Raw genomic sequence first — 20,569 nt, forward strand, 5'->3', positions numbered from 1 at the left:
CTGGCAGCGTCCCTTGGCCAGCAGAAGTACGACACGTTCCTTAAGTCGAACAGAACCTGCTTCAGGGGGCACAGCCCGTCTTTTTCACTATCTCCTATCTGGGTTTAAAATGGTTCCAGCGCTTCGATTTTTGTTTGTCCCCACGAAGCCACTTTGGCCCGGACCACCATATGGCCGGCCTCCTTTTCCAGTTCTTTCCCTGTTCCTTCCGGAACGTAATATTTTTCAAGGCCATATTTGACCCGGATTTCTTGCTTCCAGCTGCTGACCACCTGTCCTTTAAGAACAACCTCACCCTGCTGTACGGAAGGCTTGGAGGCAAATACTCCGACCGCTTCATATACCGGCTTGCTGCCGCTGTCCGGTTTCAAAAGCACAAACACTTGACGGCCCCGGTCCGGAACAGGCCCAGCTTCTTTCCACAGCTCCGGTCTCAGCTGGCTGATCTCATAGCTCAGCGTCACATAATCGCCATATAGCAAATCTCTCGGATCGACAGGGGCCGTCTTGATTCTGATCTCTTGACCGAACCATCCTACTGCATAATAGGAACCCGCGACACCGCACAGAAATAATACTTGCAGCAGGACAAGAAAGACGAGCCGAGCTTTACGACGAGGACTGCTATTGTCTTTTCCGCTCATCAATGTTCTCCTCCCTTTGCATCAGCAAGAATCTGTTTCTTACGTCGATTCAGGAACCAGCTAAGCGTCAGCAAGAGCAGACCGCCCAGAATGAAAAATAATGATTTATCCATGAAATCCCACGTCAGCTTCCCATACGCAACCATCGTACTGCATATGAAGAGCAGCGTGCCGAAGTTGATCTTAAAGCGCCATTGCTCGATATATCCTCTCCACAGCACATAGAAGGAAAAGAAAAACAAGGCCAACAGGTACAGCACTTCAATTCCGGCTGACAAATAAACGAACGGCGCGAGTAAAATCCACTCAAATGCACTAGAGCCGCGCTGCTGCTTCAGCTTTCCTGCAACCGATACAGCCAATAAAAGCACGAGACCTCCAATATAGGCGGCAGGCATGGCCAGCAGCTTGTCAAGGGAAGAGGTTCTTTCGTCCCACATCAACACCATCACGATAGCGAATATATATGCGGCTATTAACGGAACCGTCTGCAAAGCATAACCGGTACTGCGGTCCTTTATCCAATCTCCGGCTGTATACAGAGCCATAACCGGAATGAAGAACCAAAGGAAGGCCCAATCTTTGTCCACGATCAGCATCATACACTGCAGCACGAAGCTTAGACTGAAGCACCAGGTCAACAACGTATTTTGACGCTGCCAGGTGAAGTATCCAAGCCCTATGGCCATAATGGCCAAAGCTGCATAGCTATACTGATGAAATTGCTCTGTACTATACCATTGGGCAACAGTAAAAATGAGCAGGCTGATGAGGTATAGAAAACGGCTTCGGTACATATAGGTCAGTAAGGTCCCTGCCAACCCCCATACCGTAAATGAGGTAATATCATAGGCAACCAAATGAAACATTTGGCCTACCAGCACAATCCCGCCGCCGAAGGAGACCAGTCCTAGTGCGGTAAGAGCGATACCCAGCTTGTCTTGGCCTTTACGGAGAAACCACTCTCCCCCGGTGTAAAAGGCTGTCATTATCACAATAATCATCGACAACCGCAGCAGCTGTGGGATATCCTGCCAGTTAGCTGCAACAAAGCTGAGAATACCAAGGCCCAGCAGCACACTGCCCAACAGCGGAAGGATGCCGATCGCATGTTTTCCGTCATCATACAATCCAACAATTTGTTCATATTGTTCACGGGTAATAATCTCTTTTTCCACCCAACGAGGCCCTTCTTTTTCGACCCATTTCCGACTCATGCGGATGCCCCCTTTTCTTGCACTGCCTTTGTCTCCAGTATATCCTTCCTGCATAGAAAAAGAAGTACTATCTTTCTCTAGTACCTGTAAGTAAGCCTTTGTCTATCCACAATAGTCGGCTCACCGACATTGTATAGGAAACAAAAAAGCTTCCAGCCTGTTCGCTGAAAGCTCTTGATTCAGTTATTTATTAGAACAGAACATAGGCACCAGGACCGATTAAAGCTACCCCCACCGCAACAGCAATCAGGACCAGATTATATTCAATCCCGTTCGAGGTTACCCAAAGTCCATTCTTCCCATGTACGGTCACAATCGCTCCGAGCATTGTAAGGGCAATAAGGATGCCTCCGACCGGTGTCCAGACGCCAGCGGCAAACAGCAAGCCCCCGACCAGCTCCGCCAAACCTGCCAATAAGGCCACAAATACACCAGGCTTCAACCCGATCGAATCAAACCAGCCACCGGTTCCTTTCAGACCGTGGCCCCCGAACCAACCGAACAGCTTCTGCGCCCCATGTCCTACAAATAACAGCCCCACAATCAATCGAATGATAAGTAGTCCTAAACTCATCCCAAACAACTCCCTTGATATTATTTATTTACTTACTTTATATAAGTATATTACATGTAGTACATGCTCTGTGTCAATACTTATTTCGCAAAATGTTCACAAAACGAAAATAGCTCTTGTCCCTCTAACATCTCTCTTTATGCCGCGCCTGTTCCTAGGTATACTTAGACGTAAGAAAGTATTCCTGAAATTAGGTGATTTGACCATGATGTCACGCAGACATTTTATTAAAAAAATGCTTTATTCCCTTGGATTGCTAACCCTAGGCACCGCTGCTTCGATCCCCCTGGTGCGCCGCTGGAATGTGGAAGCCGAGCCCGAAAAGCCCGAATCGAATAATGTCGAAATTGCCGAACCGGGAATTCAAGACGAAGCTTCCTTGCCCAAACCGCCTTTGTTAACCCTATTCTTATTAAGTGATCTGCACATTTCTGTGGGTGAGTCCTCCATGACGGATAAGCTTCATTTGGCGCTGAAGGACCTAAGCGAATGGGAAACCCAGCTCGATACGATCATTCTTGGGGGCGATTTAACCGATTTCGGCAGGGAGAGCGACTACAAGCTGCTGCAAAGCATATTAGACCAATATCAGCTTCCGCCTCTTTATGCCAATATGGGAAATCATGACTATTACGATATTTGGTTAAACGGCAAAGGCGCCTTTTCCACAGAAACAATGCCCAATGGGAAGACCGACGCCATGTCCCGTGAACGGTTCATGAAGTTTATTGGCTATTCGGACCAGCCCTATACAGATGTGTGGCTGAACGGAGTTCATCTGATTATGGTGTCTCAGGAATCTTATGCGGAGGAAAAACCAGAGGTTGGCGAAGGCGCCTGGTATTCGGATGAGCAGCTTGCGTGGCTGCGGGAGACGATGAAGGCTCATGAGGACGGCAAGCCTGCGTTTGTTTTTATCCACCAGCCGCTGCCTGAGCCGGGTAGTGATGGGCGTACACATCAATTGATTCGTGCGAATGCATTTCGAGAGATATTGGCTCCATACCGGAACGTGTTCGTCCTGTCAGGCCACACGCACCGGAACTTTGTAGGCGAAAATCATTATAATCAGCAAAATACATTTCATTGGTTCAACAACGCCTCTGTCGGCAGAACACGCAGCATCTTACCCGGCCAAACGAACAGTGCGGCACAAGGGCTGTTTATTCAGGTGTTTCCGCATGAAGTCGTGCTCCGCGGCCGAGAATTCAGCAACCGGACATGGATTGATTCCGCTCAGTGGGCTATTCCTGTAACCTAGACTGTAAAAAAAGACTTCACCTTAGAGGAAGTGAAGTAGAGGAAAATAGAAGAATTTGTCGAATGTATAAACATGATCCCATAACAAACTTAAATTTGTCTCTAAGGTGATTCCATGAATTTTATTAATCAACTGCTGCTCAACATGCTTATTATTATTTCCGCCATTACCCTTTTCCAAATTTTTTGGATGGACCGGCAGCAAAAGATTGAATCATTGCTGACACAAACTATTTTCGCCTCGATCTGTGCGCTGTCAGCATTGTTTTGCATGTCCCATCCCATGAGATTAACGGAAGGGCTGCAGTTTGATTTTCGCATGATTCCATTGGCGATATGTTTACTGAACATAAGCTGGAGGCCATCACTCATCGTTGTCGGCTCGATTATTGCCTACCTGATTTATTACGGCAGTAACGATGTCGTCCTCTACGGCAACCTGCTGTCATGCCTTCTCTCTGTCGTCCTGGTCCTGTGCTGTAGACTATTGGTTATGCTGGACAACCGCAGAAAAAATGTCATGAACGCCGCTTTATTAGGCTTTCTACTGGGTATCGTGACTTCGATCCTGACTTACTGCTTACAAGTGTGGGTTAATGCCACTCTGCTGCCGCTTTATCTCGTATATTATACTGTCTTCAGCTTGCTTCAAGGAGTCACCCTTGGCATTATCATCCGCATTATTGAGCAAATCAAAGAAAACATGCTGCTCCGCCAGCAATCGCAAGATACAGAGAAAATCAATGTGCTGAGCGGATTAGCCGCCTCATTCGCGCACGAGATCCGAAATCCGATGACGGTAGCCAGAGGATTTATGCAAATACTTAAGCAGCCGGGAATTTCGGAGGAAAAGCGCCAAATTTATACGAGTATGGTCGTAGAGGAAATCGATAAAGCTCAAACCATTGTTAATGATTATTTGACCTTTGCGAAGCCCCAACTGGAAGCCATTGAACTCCTCGATGCCAAACCTTTAATACTGGAAGCCTTGCACTCCATTGAGCCCTATGCCAAGCTTTGTCATGTGGACGTGGAAGCCAAGCTCGACGATAAGCTGTATATTAGTGCAAACCGCGACAAATTTGCCCAATGCATGATGCATCTTTGTAAAAATGGCATTGAGGCCATGCCCAACGGAGGGAAGCTCCAAGTGATCGGCACGGTCCAAAACCACAGCGTCTGCATCGATATCATCGATCATGGCGTCGGTATGACACCGGAAGAGATCCGCAGGCTGGGAACACCTTTTTACTCCACGCGGGACAAAGGGACAGGCTTGGGTATGATGGTTACCTATCGGGTCATCCAGATGATACAGGGGAAGATCGACGTCACCAGTGAAGTCGGCAAAGGGACCTGCTTCTCCTTGTTGATCCCTTCTCTCCATATAAAATCTTACCATTGATGAGCGGCAATACTATCCATCACCTCGCGGAAAAGAGGGATGGATTTATTTTTGTCCGATTCCGGGACATTCTGCACCAGAACCGCAACAGCGTAACGCGGTTTCGGTACCGGGCCATAGCCGATAAACCACTGGTTAACCAACTTATTGCCGTGTGCGTCAGTGACTTGGGCAGTCCCTGACTTACCGGCAACCGCCCACTTCGTTTGCTGGAGAGCTTTGCCTGTACCGTGATCGACAACGTCCTCCATCCAGGATAGCAGCCGCTTAGCGGTTCCCGCTGAGATGCGACCGGGTAATCCGCCCACTTCCTTTGGTTTCAATGCCTCGAGAAGCCTCCCGTTCTGATACCTCACTTCTTTCACAATACGCGGTGCTTTAACATCTCCCTGATTCAATAGTGTAACCACCAGATTAGCAGCCTGCAGCGGAGTCACCTGCACATCCCTCTGGCCGATGGAGGATTGAGCCTTCACGCCGCCATCCTCTTTGCGAGTGCCTGCTGCAAACACTTGTCCTTTCTCCTCACTGTCCCACTCCTGAAAATCACGAAGCTGCATGAAATCTCCCGTCCAACCGACATTTACTCCCAGACCAAGACGGGCGGCATAGTCCTCCAGCTGTACCCCGCCGAGCCTTTCAGCAATCGTAGCAAATACGATATTGCACGATTGGGCATAGCCTTCTTCAAGGGTGAGGGTGCCATGCCCTTCTTTGTTCCAGCATGTTAAACCATATTTTCCATACTCGCCGTCACAATGAAATTTCTCCCCAGCGCGAGCTGCATGTTCATCCAGCGCTGCTGCCGCGGTTACCGTTTTGAAAATGGAGCCCGGAGCCATTGCCTTTAACGCTTTATTGGTCCATGTCCCGTTCGCCAGATCAATATGCTCGGGATTAAAGCCCGGCTGGCTTGCCATTGCAAGCACATCTGCATTGGTTGCATCCAATACAACGGCTGCCCCTTCCTCGATTTGCAGCTTCCGCATAGCCTGCTCCACACGCTTTTGAATTGAAGCATCAAGGGTCGTGATGAACTTTAACGGATAGTAGGCATTGTTAGGCGCAACCGTTCTGGCATCTAAGCCGGATAACGGTTTCTTGGCTGCATCGGTAAACAACGAAAGCGTAGTAGCACCAATCCCTTGAAGCCAAGGCTCAAATGCCTTTTCCAATCCGGCTCCGCCGATTTTACTAGTCAGCTGCAGCTCCCCTCGATGAAATTGATCCGTGAATTGCCGAGTTATTCTCTCCGGATTTTGTCCGATGTAGCCGATTACGTGACTTGCAAGCTGACTCTCTCCATAGCGCTGCTTCAGCTTCGTTACGGCAAGCTGCGGCAGGTTCAGCTCACGGATTTGAGCAATTTGCTGCTCATTGAGCTCTACCGGCTTTCCCGACTCTTTCCATACTTCTGGCGATTTCAGCGAAGCTGCGAATCGAACCCACTCCTGCTCCGAACGATGTAAGATTGCCGCAATTCGTTCCGAAGCGTGTGCATTATTTTCCGGGAAATGATTTTTTGAATTTTCACTGTTCGGAAAAGGAAATACGGTCAATACCTGAAGCTCCTTTCCGGTAAGTGCCACTCCATGGCTATCATAGAAATCCCCTCTGCCGCTGTCCAGAACAATTCCCTTCTCCCGCTGAATGACGGAGTTTTCGACAAGATCCACGCCGTGCTCGGACCAATTGCGGCTCGCTGCCACTTGAATCCAGAACAGCCTTCCGTTCAGAACGACTAGACAAGCAATCATAGCAAGCAATATGTAAAAAAGACGATGCTTTCTCAAATCAGAGTCTCTCCTTTTGCCAAGCTGCCGATTAGTACCATTATGCTCGTCCGTCCTATTCCTCAAACAACAAAAAAGAATCCATTTCATAGTGTATCTACACCACGAAATAGATTCTTCGCTTCGAAACATATAATAAGCTTTGTGATTACACTTCGAACTTGGAAAGAGACTCTTGCAGTGAGTTGGACAACTGTTCCAGCTTATCGGACAATCGAACCAGCCCCGAGCTGATGTTCAATTGCTCTGCACTTAAGGAAGCTACTTCCTGTGAGGTAGCAGACGATTCCTCGGCTACTGCACTCACATTAGACATCGCATCTGAAAGCACCATTTGCGATTCATTCAGATTGCTGATCGATTCAGTCACTTCCGACAATCTGCCGATAAAGCCGCCCATGTGGGACTGAACTTCCTTAAAGATCATATCCGCTTCTTTTACCGATACGATTTGTTCCTGGAAAATCGGATAGGCGTTGGACAGAACGGACACCGTCTCATCAATTTCCTTTTGAATTGTTTCTGTAAATTTGGCTACAATTTCAATCGATTGACGGGATTGATCTGCCAGCTTGCGGATTTCATCGGCCACAACCATAAAGCCTTTACCGGCTGCTCCAGCACGAGCGGCTTCAATCGTCGCATTCAACGACAGGATGTTCGTTTGCTTCGAAATGTTGTTGAGAACATCCAAAATTTTACGAATGGATCGCGTGCTTTCTTTCAGCTTATCGACCTTCTCCACCATATCGCGAGTCATCGCTTCGGTGGCATTCGTCTTATCTATCAATTCCGCCATGTACTCGATCCCTTGCTCACTGGACTTTTGTACGTCCGAAGCAGCGGTCCCCATGACGACATTGGAGTCAATAACCGATTTCATCTGCATGCCGATGTTATGTGTCAATTCATTCCCGCGTTCCGATTCAACTGCCAGACTCGATGCGCCACCGGCAATTTCCTCGGTTGCCACTGCAATTTCTTTAGCCGAGATCGCAGTTTTCTTCGATGCATCCGTCAACTCTCCGGCCGTCTCAAGTACTTCTTGGGCGGACCGATTCGTTTGCTGAACAAGTGCCGTTATTTTCTCCATCATTTGGTTAAAGCTTTGACCCAGCTGTCCAATTTCGTCCTGAGACGTCACGTTCATCCGTACAGTCAGGTTACCTTGCTCGCCTTCTTTCATCAGGTTGCGGAGCTTAATAACCGGTGTGCCGATCATGCGAGCTACAATAATCCCGATGACAACCGCGATTAAAGCGGCAATCCCTGCCATAACCCAAGTGATGTTAGAAATAATTTTAGCGTCTTTTACAAGTTCGGCTATCGGCATCGCGCCCAATAAGAACCAGCCTGTTTTGGCTGATTTGAAATAAACCAGCTGTAATGCATTATCTGAACTCAACGTACTTTTGCTATCCTCGACAAGGCCGTCCTTTGTAATAGGAACTGCCGTTTTCTGTCCGATAGTTTGGGCATCCTTGGCATAAACCACCTTCAAGTCCTGAGAAAGAATCATGGTTTGTCCGCCTTCACCCATATTAATATCGGACAATTCCTTGGAAACCGCATCCACACTGATCTCGACTAATAATATTGCTTGCTGCGTGTTCGTGGATGTATTCTTCAGCAGCCGCCCCAAGCCAAAGGTAGCAACACCGCTGCCTTGTCCATCCGAGAATCCTTTAGCTCTGGTCTCGAGCCATGTGGCACGGCCGTTGTTCTCTACAATCGACTTGTACCAGTCTTCTTGCGTTACACTTTCCTTGCCAAGTGCATTGCCTGACGAACTGATCGGTTCGCCTTTTGCATTAATCATATGTAGGGCTTTGATCGTTTTATTCGAATAAGAGTAAACATTCAGCTTATCCCCGATTTTTTGACGAAGCTGCAGATAATCATAGCTTCCTTTGTTCATCGTCTCAATATCCGCCAGCATTCGCTTCATATCTTCATCCAGCAAAATCTGCATGGACAAATCCTCATACACCGCATACAGCAAATCCAGCTTCTGACCTGCCTGAGTAATCGTTTGCTCGGAGGCGTCGCCTACTTTTTTCTGAATGACACCTTTGGAAATGCCATAAGATGTGAAACCAACCGTCAGGACGAAGAACAAAATACTGACAAGGAAAATAAGGAATAACTTCATCCCTACGGACTTGATCGGATTTTCCAGCTTGAAACCTTCTCCAGGACTGCCCAATGCGCCCATGAGTCCCGCCCCTTTGCCAGATGCTTGTTTCTTGCTAGAAAACCATTGACCTGCTTTTGCTGTCCATTCTTGAAGTATAGACAGTATTCCTTTCAAAGGAATCACCACCCTAATCTGATATTAGTATCTTTGCATCAAAGATGATTCTTCTAGCTCTAGTACTATTCGACACGATTCTCCCAATTCCTTTTGATAAATCGCTTTCATTGTGAAAATATAGTGCCATCGCCTTATGTTTCTCCCACAAAAAAACAGGCAACATTTTCTTTTTCGACACGTAGGATATTAGACTTTTTTTCCAATTTTGTCCATGGGCCAAATGTCCCAGGCAGCCGCTTTGCCCCGGCACCTCCCCCTTTTGTCCAATGAGAATGCCTCTACCGAAGCCTCGAAGATGAGCGACCGCATTCAGCGTTTGGTTTTGTCATCAATACAATTTTCACACATCCGATGACCTCATTCTGGTGATAAAAAAAAGCCTCCCGGAGGAGGCTATTGCGAATTTATTAAACTTTGCCCATCTTTTTGCGCATCATGTCGTACGGCTTCACAGGCTGTTCGACCTTCATGCGGATGCGTTGCAAAGGGTGGCGTGCAGCATCGAGCTGAACTCCCGCTTCATCGTGAATTTCCGAAACCTTCTGCTTAAAGAACGTCCCCTGCGGACCAAAAAATTCAATCTCCTGACCCGGTTTAAAATGATTCCGCTGCTGAATTGTCGCGATGCCTGTCGCCTCATCATACTCCAGCACGACACCAACGAAATCATAAGGAGCCGCTTTATCCTCCGGCTCGAAAATATGATCCTCATGGTCCGGCGCTTCATAGAAGAAGCCCGTATTCAGAGGCCGGTTGGCCGCTTTTTGCACTTCATACAGCCACTCTGGCTTTAGCTCATAGTTGACAGGATCAGCAAAATAAGCATCAATGGCCTGGCGGTAGGCGTTAACCACTGTCGCAACATAGTGAACGCTTTTCATGCGTCCTTCAATTTTAAAGCTGTCCACACCCGAACGGATCAATTCCGGAAGATGCTCGATCATACAAAGATCCTTGGAGCTCATAGAGAAGGCATCGTCATTTTCGCTGAATAACGGAAGCTCCTTGATGCCGATTTGGCCGCCTGCATGCTCTTCCTCGGTAGTAAACAAATCGTATTTCCAGCGGCATGACTGTGAGCAGCCTCCACGATTCGAATCGCGGTCGGTAAAATGGTTCGACAGCACGCAGCGTCCGGACCATGAGCTGCACATAGCTCCGTGGACGAATACTTCAATTTCCATATCAACATTCGTCTTGATGTCTACGATTTCCTGCATGCTTGCTTCGCGAGCCAATACGACCCGGTCTACGCCCTCTTCCTTCCAAAACTGGACCGCCTGCCAGTTCATAGTGGATTGCTGTGTGCTCAAATGAATTTCAAGCTTCGGAGCCACCCGTTTACAGGTTTCGATAATTACCGGATCCGCAACGATAATCGCAGCGACTCCCGTGGCTTCAATGCCGCGCAAGTAATCCTCCAGACCGGCAATATCCTCATTATGCGCATAAATGTTCGTTGCAACGAACACCTTCGCCCCATAGCGTGCGGCGAACTCGACGCCTTCGCGCATTTCTTCGAATGTGAAATTATCTGCATTCGAACGAAGTCCGTATTGCTGTCCCCCGATATATACCGCATCGGCGCCGTAGTGGACGGCAAATTTCAATTTCTCCAGACTCCCCGCGGGAGCGAGCAGCTCCGGCTTTTCCAGCCGAACGCGTTTCCCCAGTAAATCATGCTGCATCATAGTCACAAGTTTCCACCCCTTACTTTTTTTTATTCTTCATTAATACACTTGCTCTTTAAAGAAAAATCCGAATGTCAGCTCACGCCGCGGATCTTGTTTTTCACGAATGGCATCGAGCCAAGCCTCTTGAAACTCATAATGCTCCGGGTCGGCACAATAAGCATCGATAGCTTGACGATAGCTTCTCAGGACCGTCTCGTTATAATCTGTCGGCTTCAGCAGGCTCTCGATCCGGAAGCTGTCGATATGCCCCTCCATCAGCTCATGCAAATTTTCAAGCATACAAATATCATCCGAGCTCATAATGTGGGTTCCATTCACATCTTCATACAGAGGATAGCGTTCATCCTTACGTTCTTGTTCGATCAGGAATAAACCGTCATCGATCCCCTTCAGCGTCTGCTCTCCGCGTCCTTGATGCGCCTGATAGTTGGTCACCAGGCTGCGCTTGGAATGGTAGATGTTCGTAATCCCATGTACCTGTACCTGAACCTCCATCGAGGTCAGCTTGCTCTTAATCTCGAGCGTCTCTTCCAGGTTCAGCTCACGGGCCAAAATAACGCGCGTCGCCCCTTTGGAGCCCCAATAAGAAGCCGTTTCATAGTTCGTGGACGTCATCTCCGCATTCCAGTGCAGCTGCATCCCGGGAGCCGCTTGCCGTATTGAAATAAGCACTGCGGGATCACCGAAAATGACGGCATCCGCCTTCAGCTCCTGTACACGCCGTAAATAATCCGGAAGCTGAGGGAGCAGCTCATTGTCCATAATTTTGTTCACGACTACATACACTTTGGCGCCGCGCTCATGAGCCCAAGGTATCGACTCCTCCAGCTCCTTTAGTGTGACCTCACCTGGCAGACGCATCCCGAAACGGTGCTCCCCCACTGCAACGGCATCCGCACCCGCCTCAATATATTTACGGATTTCCTCCGTTGAACCTGCTGTAATATACAGCTCCGGTTTGTTCATCCTGTGCTCTTCCCTTCTACATGCAGCCCAATCATGGATTTTTTTTGCTAGCCGCTATATTTTGCTGATGCTGTTCATAAGTTTCGGCAAACAAATGTCCTTTGCTGCCGTCCTTTTTGGTGACGTAGAATAAATACTTCGTCTCTTCCGGAAAAATAGCCGCTTGAATCGAAGCCAAGCTCGGGCTGGCTATGGGACCCGGAGGCAATCCGGAATGTAAATACGTATTATATGGGCTTTCCAGCTGCAAATCCTTCTCGAACAACCTGTCCTTCGGTTTATCGAACAAATATTGGACGGTTGCATCGATTTGCAGCGGCATCCCTTTTTTCAATCGGTTATAAATGACGCCCGCAACCAGAGGACGTTCTTCCTCGACAGCCACTTCCCTCTCGATCAGGGAGGCCACCGTCATCATCTGATGGAAGGTGAGACCTTTGGAGGCCAGCGACTGCTCCCAATGCTCAGGAAGCGATTCAAGCTTCTTGTCCAACTCCAGCATCATCCGGTCCAGCATTTCCTCCGGCTTCGTATCTTTGGCCCATTCATAAGTCTCGGGAAAAAGATAGCCTTCGAGCCTGTTTTTCAATTGAGGCTGCTTCGGAATTTGGGCAAACGATTTGGCCGTAAACTCCGTATACTGCTGCGCTGCTTGAAGCAGCGATGCTGAATCAATGCCAAACTGCTGCTGAATCTTGTCAGCCGTTTGCCGGACGGTAAACCCTTCGGGCACGGTAAGCTTCGTTCCTTGTTCTTTGACTACCAGTCCTTTATTAAGCATATCTATGATTTCAGCATATGTCATACCGGGATGCATTTCATACTCCCCGGCTTGAAACTTGCTTCCCTGCTCCTTGTATTTCAGGTAGTACGTAAACACCTGTGCATTACGAATAATGCCCGACTGCTCCAGCGCACCTGCAATCTTCACCGGTCCGGTACCAGGGGCTATCGTAACCCGTTCGGACTCGGATGAAGAAGGCGTGGGCTGCATAGCCCGGCCGATAAGCCAACCGGCGCCGCCCAAGCAAATTAGGATAAGAATTACAATCGCAAGCACGATTCGTTTGGTTACCGTCAATCGTTTCCTACCCTCCACAAGCTCTCCTTCCGACTACAGCTGAATCCAGATTGCTCTATAAACAACGAAAAAGAGCGGATGATCTCCGCTCGCTTCCGTTACAAAACAAGTTGTAGTCTACAACACATCGTCTTGCGGGAAAGTCATTTCATCATACAGCTCTGAAACGTTCTCCCATTCGTCATCATCATCTATCGTTTCCAGTTCAAGCTCTCCAGCCTCGCCTGGCGTGACCCGATAAATCTCCGGCTCATCGTCCTTCTTGGCCCGCTCCTGCTGCAGTACCGCATAGCCTTGGTCACCGAGCTGGAACTCTGCGAGAAGCTTGTAAACAACGGATTGTTCACGGTCATCATACAAAATAATATCATCTCCGTATGCTTCGCGCAACTGATTCGTCGGTTTCATGTCTTTTAATTCGTACAAAGAACCTGCCTCCTGAACCGGATTATCGGGATTCTTCTTCATCCTCGGTAAATTCATCCATCAAGGTATTGAAGGTTTCTTCCACAACGCTCCATTCTTCTTCGTCTTCAATCGTATACAATTGAAGATCATCTCCGTCTTCTTCATAACGGAAAGCGTATACCTCATCGGACTCCTCTTCGGCATCCACAGGGACAACCATCATGTATTTCTTGTCGGAACCATCCACTTCAAACTTCATGATGACTTCAAACTCTTCTTCGTTGCCTTCCTCGTCCGGGATAAAAATAATTTCCGGTTCTTCTTGAAGCTGCTCCTCTTTGGACATGACAATCACCTCTTCGTTTTGGAATCCATATAATTTTGCAAAATAAGCGCAGCCGCCATTTTATCAATAACCTGCTTGCGTTTCTTGCGGCTTACATCGGCCTCAATGAGAGTCCGCTGGGCGGAAACCGTCGTCAGCCGCTCATCCCATAAGTGTACGGGCATTTGTAGTATTTCATGCAGGGATTGGGCAAATGCGATACAAATTTCTCCACGCGGCCCAATCGTGTTATTCATGTTCTTGGGCAATCCGACAACCAGCTCTTTGACATCGTACTGGGATATCAGCTCGCGTAGCCTGTTGAGGTCACGCTCCTGTGTTGAACGACGGATGACCTCAACACTCTGAGCCGTCCATCCCAATTCATCACTCACTGCGATGCCGATAGTCTTATCCCCATAATCCAAACCCATTAGACGATCCATAGTTCGTTTAACCTCTAAAGTACAGGCAGGCTTGAACCGTCTGTAATCAGCCATTCCGCCCGCCTGTCCTGCTTCACCTAAGATTTATGCTGCTGCAAGTAAGAACGGACAAGCTCTTCAATCAGTTCATCGCGTTCCCTTTTGCGGATCATACTTCTTGCATTGTTGTGGCGGGGAATATAAGCCGGGTCCCCTGATAAAAGGTAGCCTACGATCTGATTGATCGGATTGTACCCTTTCTCCTGAAGCGCGTCGTATACCGCCAACATGACTTCCTTGGGTGATGTTTCGATTTCTTCCGCTTTTACGTTGAATTTCATCGTTTTATCCATCGAACTCATCTTGGGCACCCCCTTAGAAACATAAATGAAAAGCATGGAGCAATTACCAATACCTTCTTATATTCGCTAGCTGTCTAAAAATTCCTGTTGACAACACTAAAATATTTTAAACGGTTACTTGTGCCGTAACCCATTTTTCTGCGGTTTGCAAAGCTTCCTTCAATTTGGAAGCGTCCTTGCCTCCTGCTTGAGCCATATCCGGACGGCCGCCTCCGCTGCCGCCTACAACTGCTGCCGCTTCCTTGATCAGCTTGCCGGCATGATAGCCCTTAGCCACAAGATCCGGTGTAACCGCCGCGACCAGATTCACCTTGTCCTCGGTTACAGCGCCCAGCACGATCACGGCAGAGCCGAGCTTTGCCTTCATTTGATCGACGATGCCGCGGAGCGATTCCATATCGCCTGCGCTGACCTGTGCGGCCAATACAGGCACGCCGGCAACCTCTTTCAGCTGATCCGTCAAAGAACCCGCTTCGATTTTGCCAAGCTTCGCTTTTAACGATTCGTTCTCTCGGGATAGCTCCTTCAATTGGCCGAAAAGTCCCTCAATCCGCTTAGGCACGTCCTGAATGTTCGCCTTCAGCAGAGCCGAAGCATCACGGAGCAGCTGCAGCTGTTGATCCAGGTATTCATAAGCATTACGTCCGGTCACAGCCTCAATCCGGCGCACACCGGAGCCGATCCCCGATTCGCTGATGATTTTAAACAGGCCGATTTGGCTCGTATTTTGTACGTGGCAGCCGCCGCACAGCTCCAAGCTGTACCCGCCAACCTGCACGACGCGGACAACATCGCCGTATTTCTCGCCGAATAACGCCATCGCACCCATCGCCTTCGCTTCCGCAATCGGCTTCAGGGAAATGTTCAGCTCCGTGCTTTTCCAGATCTGCTGGTTTACACGCTGCTCAATATCTTGAAGCTCCTCAGCGCTAATGCTTCCGAAGTGGGAGAAGTCGAAACGAAGACGCTCCGGTGCAACCAACGAACCTGCTTGGTTAACATGCTCACCCAACACTTCTTTCAATGCTTTGTGAAGCAGGTGGGTTGCGGTGTGGTTCTTGATCGTATCCTCACGCAGCGCCTCGGTAACCGAAGCCTGAACCGTTTCGCCAACCCGCAGGACGCCCGATTCTACAACAGCGGTATGCACATGCTGACCATGAGGAGCCTTGCTTACATCCTCTACCTTCAAACGAAGGTCTCCGGCCGTAATATAGCCGTGATCGCTCACTTGACCGCCGCTTTCCGCGTAAAAAGGAGTGCGATCGAGAACAACCTGTACCGTTTCGCCAACCCCTACGAGATCCACAAGCTGGTTCTCGTGAACGATTGCCTCGACTTTAGCAGTTGTTACCAAATCATTATATCCAACAAATTCGCTTTTAACCGTTAAATCCGCCAACGGACCGCCCTGCACCTTCATACTGTCGGAGTCTTGACGCGCAGCCCTCGCACGATCGCGCTGCTCCTGCATGGAGCGGTCGAACCCTTCCCGATCTACTGTCATGCCTTGCTCGCTTGCGAAGTCCTCGGTCAAGTCAAACGGGAAGCCATACGTATCGTAAAGCTTGAACGCGTCAGGCCCGCTAATTTCCGTGCGTCCCGCCTTGCGTGCTTGCTCGGTCATCTCAGCCAAAATCGCCAAGCCGTCAGACAACGTTTCGTGGAAGCGCTCCTCCTCCGTACGGATCACTTTCTCGATAAACTCGCGTTTTTCTACAACTTCCGGATAGTACACACCCATAATCTCGCCGACAATCGGTGTCAGGGAATAGAGGAACGGCTTATCCATGCCGATCACTTTACCGTAACGCACCGCACGGCGCAGCAAACGGCGGATAACATAACCGCGTCCTTCATTTGAAGGAAGCACACCGTCACCGACAGAGAAGGCTACCGTACGAATATGGTCCGCAATCACCTTCAATGCAACGTCATGCTCGTTGTTGGTGTGATACTTCACACCTGCAAGCTCGCATGTTTTTTGGATAATAGGCTGGAACAGGTCGGTATCGAAGTTGGAATCTACGTTTTGCAAAATAGATGCAAAGCGCTCCAATCCGGCGCCTGTATCAATATTTTTGTTTGGAAGCGGCGTGTAGCTGCCATCCTTGTTATGGTTGAATTGCGAGAACACGAGGTTCCATACTTCCAGGAAGCGTTCGTTCTCTCCGCCTGGCCAGCATTCCGGATCATTCAGATCGCCGTAGGCCTCGCCACGATCGTAGAAAATCTCAGTACATGGTCCGCAAGGGCCTTCGCCGATATCCCAGAAGTTGTCCTGCAGCTTGTAAATACGCTCTTCAGGCAGGCCGATTTTTTTATTCCAGTATTCAAAAGCTTCCGTATCCTCAGGATACACGGTAACGGACAATTTCTCCGGATCAAATCCGATCCATTCCGGGCTCGTCAGAAATTCCCATGCCCACGTAATGACTTCTTCTTTGAAGTAATCACCGATAGAGAAGTTGCCCAGCATCTCGAAGAAGGTATGGTGACGGCGCGTCTTCCCTACGTTCTCGATATCGTTGGTGCGGATACATTTCTGCGAATTCGCGATTCTCGGATTATCCGGAACGACGCGCCCGTCGAAATACGGCTTCAGCGGCGCCATCCCTGCATTAATCCATAAGAGCGACGGATCGTTGTGGGGAACGAGCGGCGCGCTTGGCTCGATTTTGTGTCCTTTGCTGGCGAAGAAAGCCAGCCATTTGGAACGGATTTCACTTGCTTTCATGGTTTATCTTCCTCCTACGATTAATCAACACTTGCTCGTCAAACGCAAAAAATCGCCCCTGCTAACAGGGACGAATGGATCGCGGTACCACCCTGGTTACTGTGCCGCCGCTGCCCTGAGAGCTAACAAAAGGCTGCACAATCTCCTTATCAGACTTATAACGAGTCCATCCGGCGGATTTGTTCCGCACTCCGAAATGAGCCTTCAGCCATCCTTCATGCAAAGATTCTCTCAGCTGGGCCGCCTGAAGTGCGGCACTAGAATCTTTTCTCTGGATCCATGGTCTATGGCTTACTTGATTTCATCAACGTGTTAACAGGTATGATGCTAGTTATAGGAAATTATATACGTTTTACACATGCACTGTCAACAACGGTTAGTCCCACCTCACCGAGGTGACCAACTGATGCTTAAACAGATTTATAATAAAATCCGTATAAAAATCATGACGGACGATCCAGTGATACTCTTCATTGTGATGAACATAGAGCATTACATCGGTTATGACGTCATTCCCGTCAAAGTGCTTCCTCATCCGATGGAACGCTTGGTGCACCGAATCCTCCTGCTGAAGACAGTGAACCCGGATTTCGACGTCATGCTCATGCTTCAATTCCGTGATCGTAAAGCGGGAACGGTCGTATTCATAAGTCAACATGATCTTGCTTTCCTCCTTACTTATCCAAACCCATCAGATCATTATCTTCTCACATTAAATATCGCAAGTAAATATACACATTAGCTATGAGAACCGAGAGCAGCATGAGGGGAAATCCGATTTTAAAATATTGCATAAAGGAAATCCGATGTCCTTCTTTCCCCGAAAGGCCTGCAACAATAAGATTAGCGCTTGCTCCGATCAACGAGCCGTTGCCGCCGAGACAAGCACCGAGCGCCAAGCTCCACCAAAGCGGCTCCAGATTCGTGACCCCCATCGTCCCCATCTCTTGAATCATTGGAATCATCGTCGCCACAAACGGGATGTTATCGAGAAACGCTGAGGCAATCGCACTTAGCCAAAGAATAAGAATCGCCGACTTTGCAACGTCGCCTCCGGTTACACCCACGGCATAATCGGCCAAGGCTGCAATGACTTCTGTTTCCACCAAACCGGATACAAGGACGAACAGCCCGACAAAAAAGAAAATCGTCGTCCACTCCACCCGGTGAAACGCCTCTTCCAAATAATGCTCCCCTGTCAGCAGCAGGAGCAGGAAGGCTCCGGCCAAAGCCACCGTAGCGGATTCCAGATGAACGATCTGATGAACGAAAAACCCAATAATCGTTAAACCCAGCACGGTTAAGCATTTTTTTAACAATGCCGGATTTTGAATCTCCGCCTTCTCATCCAGATCCATAATACTGAGTCGAAGCTCCTCGGTCGTTTGAATTTGTTTGCGGTACAGCAGCACGAAGAAAGGGATTGTTACGAATAATATAATAAACGATATCAAACTCAAGTTGTTGATAAACGCCATAAAGGTTAATTCCTTCACGGCGCTGCCGATCATTATGTTAGGCGGATCCCCGATCAAAGTCGCCGTTCCTCCAATATTGGAAGCCATGATTTGGGAAATGAAAAAAGGAACGGGTGTCACCCTCAGCTGTCGGGTAATACTGAACGTTACGGGAACCATCAGCAGAACCGTGGTCACATTATCCAGAAAAGCGGAGCCTACCGCTGTTACGAGACACAGCACGACCAATATGCGGACCGGATGCCCTCCTACCTTCTTGGCTGCCCAAATCGCAATATACTTGAACAGCCCGGTTTCCGCGGTGATTCCCACGATAATCATCATCCCTACCAGCAGGCCCAGCGTATTAAAATCAATATGATGCAGTGCAGTTTCCTGACTCACGATCCCCAAACCGACCATGAGAATGCCGCCGATCATCGCCACGATCGTACGGTGAATTTTCTCCGAAATAATTAAACCGTAAATTACTAGAAAAATACCAATTGCCATCCATGCTTGTTGATCCATTTCATGTCCCCCTTCATCCCTGCATATGTCCCAAAAAACACAAAAAGAGCCCTTGGTGACAGGCTCCTCCAAAAAACATATACATATGAACTTGTTTCTCCGCTCGACCTTTCTGGCCCATAGGTAATACGCTCACCCGATGAAAAAGTTTCAATTCCTCAGCCACTTTTTTTCAAGTCGTTCTGCGGTGAATATAGTACATAGACACATGCTGAAGAATCACCTTCATCACTGCGAAAAAAGGAACAGCCAGAATGAGGCCGACTACGCCTGCCAGCTCTCCGCCTACCAGTAAAGCAAAAATAATGAGGAGCGGATGCATTTTCAATGAGCGTCCGACGACTTGAGGAGAAATCACATTTCCCTCCAAAACCTGACAAATCGTGTTGACGATTACAACCAGCAGCACCATTTTGAAGGAGACGGTGGAAGCCATAATAATAGCCGGAGCGGCACCAAAGAAAGGGCCCAGGTACGGGATAATGTTAAAGATCGCAACCAGGCTCGCAAGCAGCAGCGCATATGGCATACCAATCATCCAATAGCCTATGTAAGCAAGCAATCCAATCAGTACACAAACGATAAACTGACCGCGGATGTAGTGTCCCAAAGCTGTATCGATATCCACGAGCAGTGTCACGATTTGCTTTCGTTTCGTTTTCGGAACAATGGCTAATGCGGTTTTCTCGATCAATTGAAAGTCTTTTAATATATAAAAGGCAAGAAACGGCACGATAAAAGCGACAAACAGCATATTGATCGTGTTCCCGATCCCGTTGATATAATCCGAAATCGCTGTAGAAATCCCGTTCTCGAGCCGGGCCAGCGACTTATTTATGCCAATGCGTATGCTGTCAGGTATCGATTTTTCCTGGTTTACACCGTCGACGATGCTCTGCGCCTTCATAGCCAGCTGAGGAATATGCTCATTCAGCTCAGTGAGCTGTCCCATAAACATCGGAATGATGTTCATTAGCACGACCGTCGTCGATACAATAAACATGGTATAAATCAAGAGCACCGCTACGGTACGGGGCATTTTGCGTGCGTTAAGCAGCGAGACGATTGGATTCAGCACATACGAAATAATCATCGCAATGATGAACGGTGCAAATATTTCCTTTAGAAAATGATACACTGCCAGCAGCATCGGCTTGATCTGAAGCAGCATAAACAAAGCAAACAAGCATAATATGGTATAGATAAGAACGATAAACAGCCGGCTTTTATAAAATCGATCCATTTGAATTCACCTGCCTTAAGAGTCCGTACCTTCTCCCATACAGTATATGTATTAGATGGACATCCTAACCCTGCAGGTCCTTATGCATAAACAACGGACATCAATACAGATTAACAGCTTCGTTCGACTTTCT

General features: G+C 48.4%; 18 protein-coding genes. 2 read left to right on the forward strand and 16 right to left on the reverse strand.

The window, feature by feature from the left end; all coding sequences use genetic code 11:
- Positions 1-104: 104 nt before the first annotated feature.
- The 3 genes from CF651_RS08010 to CF651_RS08020 form a co-directional block, all read right to left on the reverse strand.
- Positions 105-644: a GDYXXLXY domain-containing protein gene (locus CF651_RS08010; RefSeq protein WP_094014332.1), complete on the reverse strand. Its 540-nt coding sequence runs from the start codon at positions 642-644 to the stop codon at positions 105-107.
- On the reverse strand, positions 644-1,861 hold the full coding sequence (locus CF651_RS08015; RefSeq protein WP_094014333.1) for a DUF2157 domain-containing protein: 1,218 nt from the start codon (positions 1,859-1,861) through the stop codon (positions 644-646). Before CF651_RS08015 ends, CF651_RS08010 begins: the two co-directional genes overlap by 1 nt.
- A gap of 190 nt (positions 1,862-2,051) precedes the next feature.
- Complete coding sequence (locus tag CF651_RS08020) at positions 2,052-2,435, reverse strand: DoxX family protein (protein ID WP_094014334.1); 384 nt, start codon at positions 2,433-2,435, stop codon at positions 2,052-2,054.
- Between the two features lie 205 nt (positions 2,436-2,640).
- Here CF651_RS08020 and CF651_RS08025 point away from each other — a divergent pair, with 205 nt between their 5' ends.
- Entirely contained in the window at positions 2,641-3,696 is a 1,056-nt protein-coding gene (locus CF651_RS08025; RefSeq protein ID WP_094014335.1) for a metallophosphoesterase family protein, read from the forward strand.
- Between the two features lie 114 nt (positions 3,697-3,810).
- Positions 3,811-5,100 (forward strand): ATP-binding protein, encoded by a 1,290-nt coding sequence (locus CF651_RS08030; RefSeq protein ID WP_094014336.1) that lies wholly within the window; start codon positions 3,811-3,813, stop codon positions 5,098-5,100.
- Here the strand turns inward: CF651_RS08030 and CF651_RS08035 are convergent.
- From CF651_RS08035 to CF651_RS08095, 13 genes are all read right to left on the reverse strand, one after another.
- Complete coding sequence (locus tag CF651_RS08035; RefSeq protein WP_245855771.1) at positions 5,091-6,893, reverse strand: peptidoglycan D,D-transpeptidase FtsI family protein; 1,803 nt, start codon at positions 6,891-6,893, stop codon at positions 5,091-5,093. The two genes, CF651_RS08030 and CF651_RS08035, sit on opposite strands and share 10 nt — an antisense overlap.
- Before the next feature lie 148 nt (positions 6,894-7,041).
- On the reverse strand, positions 7,042-9,108 hold the full coding sequence (locus tag CF651_RS08040) for a methyl-accepting chemotaxis protein (RefSeq protein WP_094014338.1): 2,067 nt from the start codon (positions 9,106-9,108) through the stop codon (positions 7,042-7,044).
- Between the two features lie 506 nt (positions 9,109-9,614).
- Positions 9,615-10,898 (reverse strand): peptidase U32 family protein, encoded by a 1,284-nt coding sequence (locus CF651_RS08045; RefSeq protein ID WP_094014339.1) that lies wholly within the window; start codon positions 10,896-10,898, stop codon positions 9,615-9,617.
- A 39-nt stretch (positions 10,899-10,937) separates the two neighbouring features.
- Positions 10,938-11,867 carry a peptidase U32 family protein gene (locus CF651_RS08050; RefSeq protein WP_094014340.1) on the reverse strand — a complete coding sequence of 310 codons (930 nt, stop codon included), beginning with the start codon at positions 11,865-11,867 and terminating at the stop codon, positions 10,938-10,940.
- Positions 11,868-11,898: 31 nt separating this feature from the next.
- On the reverse strand, positions 11,899-12,966 hold the full coding sequence (gene mltG, locus CF651_RS08055) for an endolytic transglycosylase MltG (RefSeq protein WP_094014341.1): 1,068 nt from the start codon (positions 12,964-12,966) through the stop codon (positions 11,899-11,901).
- Between the two features lie 99 nt (positions 12,967-13,065).
- Positions 13,066-13,374, reverse strand: a complete 309-nt coding sequence (locus tag CF651_RS08060) for a DUF1292 domain-containing protein (protein WP_245855774.1) — start codon at positions 13,372-13,374, stop codon at positions 13,066-13,068.
- Between the two features lie 22 nt (positions 13,375-13,396).
- The gene (locus CF651_RS08065; RefSeq protein WP_094014343.1) at positions 13,397-13,702 is read right to left on the reverse strand and encodes a DUF1292 domain-containing protein; all 306 of its coding nucleotides are present in this window, start codon (positions 13,700-13,702) and stop codon (positions 13,397-13,399) included.
- 5 nt (positions 13,703-13,707) lie between these two features.
- Positions 13,708-14,181 carry a Holliday junction resolvase RuvX gene (gene ruvX / locus CF651_RS08070; protein WP_245855775.1) on the reverse strand — a complete coding sequence of 158 codons (474 nt, stop codon included), beginning with the start codon at positions 14,179-14,181 and terminating at the stop codon, positions 13,708-13,710.
- 23 nt (positions 14,182-14,204) lie between these two features.
- Positions 14,205-14,468 (reverse strand): IreB family regulatory phosphoprotein, encoded by a 264-nt coding sequence (locus CF651_RS08075; protein ID WP_094014344.1) that lies wholly within the window; start codon positions 14,466-14,468, stop codon positions 14,205-14,207.
- A gap of 106 nt (positions 14,469-14,574) precedes the next feature.
- Positions 14,575-17,205 carry an alanine--tRNA ligase gene (gene alaS, locus CF651_RS08080; protein WP_094014345.1) on the reverse strand — a complete coding sequence of 877 codons (2,631 nt, stop codon included), beginning with the start codon at positions 17,203-17,205 and terminating at the stop codon, positions 14,575-14,577.
- A gap of 376 nt (positions 17,206-17,581) precedes the next feature.
- Positions 17,582-17,863 (reverse strand): hypothetical protein, encoded by a 282-nt coding sequence (locus CF651_RS08085; protein WP_094014346.1) that lies wholly within the window; start codon positions 17,861-17,863, stop codon positions 17,582-17,584.
- A 49-nt stretch (positions 17,864-17,912) separates the two neighbouring features.
- Positions 17,913-19,193, reverse strand: a complete 1,281-nt coding sequence (locus CF651_RS08090) for an ArsB/NhaD family transporter (RefSeq protein ID WP_094014347.1) — start codon at positions 19,191-19,193, stop codon at positions 17,913-17,915.
- Between the two features lie 172 nt (positions 19,194-19,365).
- Positions 19,366-20,436: an AI-2E family transporter gene (locus CF651_RS08095; protein WP_094014348.1), complete on the reverse strand. Its 1,071-nt coding sequence runs from the start codon at positions 20,434-20,436 to the stop codon at positions 19,366-19,368.
- Between the last annotated feature and the right edge of the window lie 133 nt (positions 20,437-20,569).

Source organism: Paenibacillus rigui (assembly GCF_002234615.1).
Classification (GTDB): domain Bacteria; phylum Bacillota; class Bacilli; order Paenibacillales; family NBRC-103111; genus Paenibacillus_S; species Paenibacillus_S rigui.

Coding starts and splice junctions, on each gene's coding strand:
- CF651_RS08065 (WP_094014343.1), bottom strand. CDS start 13,702: ATGTCCAAAGAGGAGCAGCTTCAAGAAGAACCGGAAATTATTTTTATC.
- CF651_RS08090 (WP_094014347.1), bottom strand. CDS start 19,193: ATGGATCAACAAGCATGGATGGCAATTGGTATTTTTCTAGTAATTTAC.
- CF651_RS08095 (WP_094014348.1), bottom strand. CDS start 20,436: ATGGATCGATTTTATAAAAGCCGGCTGTTTATCGTTCTTATCTATACC.
- alaS (WP_094014345.1), bottom strand. CDS start 17,205: ATGAAAGCAAGTGAAATCCGTTCCAAATGGCTGGCTTTCTTCGCCAGC.
- CF651_RS08015 (WP_094014333.1), bottom strand. CDS start 1,861: ATGAGTCGGAAATGGGTCGAAAAAGAAGGGCCTCGTTGGGTGGAAAAA.
- CF651_RS08075 (WP_094014344.1), bottom strand. CDS start 14,468: ATGAGTTCGATGGATAAAACGATGAAATTCAACGTAAAAGCGGAAGAA.
- CF651_RS08010 (WP_094014332.1), bottom strand. CDS start 644: ATGAGCGGAAAAGACAATAGCAGTCCTCGTCGTAAAGCTCGGCTCGTC.
- CF651_RS08040 (WP_094014338.1), bottom strand. CDS start 9,108: ATGGGCGCATTGGGCAGTCCTGGAGAAGGTTTCAAGCTGGAAAATCCG.
- CF651_RS08020 (WP_094014334.1), bottom strand. CDS start 2,435: ATGAGTTTAGGACTACTTATCATTCGATTGATTGTGGGGCTGTTATTT.
- CF651_RS08045 (WP_094014339.1), bottom strand. CDS start 10,898: ATGATGCAGCATGATTTACTGGGGAAACGCGTTCGGCTGGAAAAGCCG.
- CF651_RS08085 (WP_094014346.1), bottom strand. CDS start 17,863: ATGTTGACTTATGAATACGACCGTTCCCGCTTTACGATCACGGAATTG.
- ruvX (WP_245855775.1), bottom strand. CDS start 14,181: ATGGCTGATTACAGACGGTTCAAGCCTGCCTGTACTTTAGAGGTTAAA.
- CF651_RS08025 (WP_094014335.1), top strand. CDS start 2,641: ATGATGTCACGCAGACATTTTATTAAAAAAATGCTTTATTCCCTTGGA.
- CF651_RS08030 (WP_094014336.1), top strand. CDS start 3,811: ATGAATTTTATTAATCAACTGCTGCTCAACATGCTTATTATTATTTCC.
- CF651_RS08050 (WP_094014340.1), bottom strand. CDS start 11,867: ATGAACAAACCGGAGCTGTATATTACAGCAGGTTCAACGGAGGAAATC.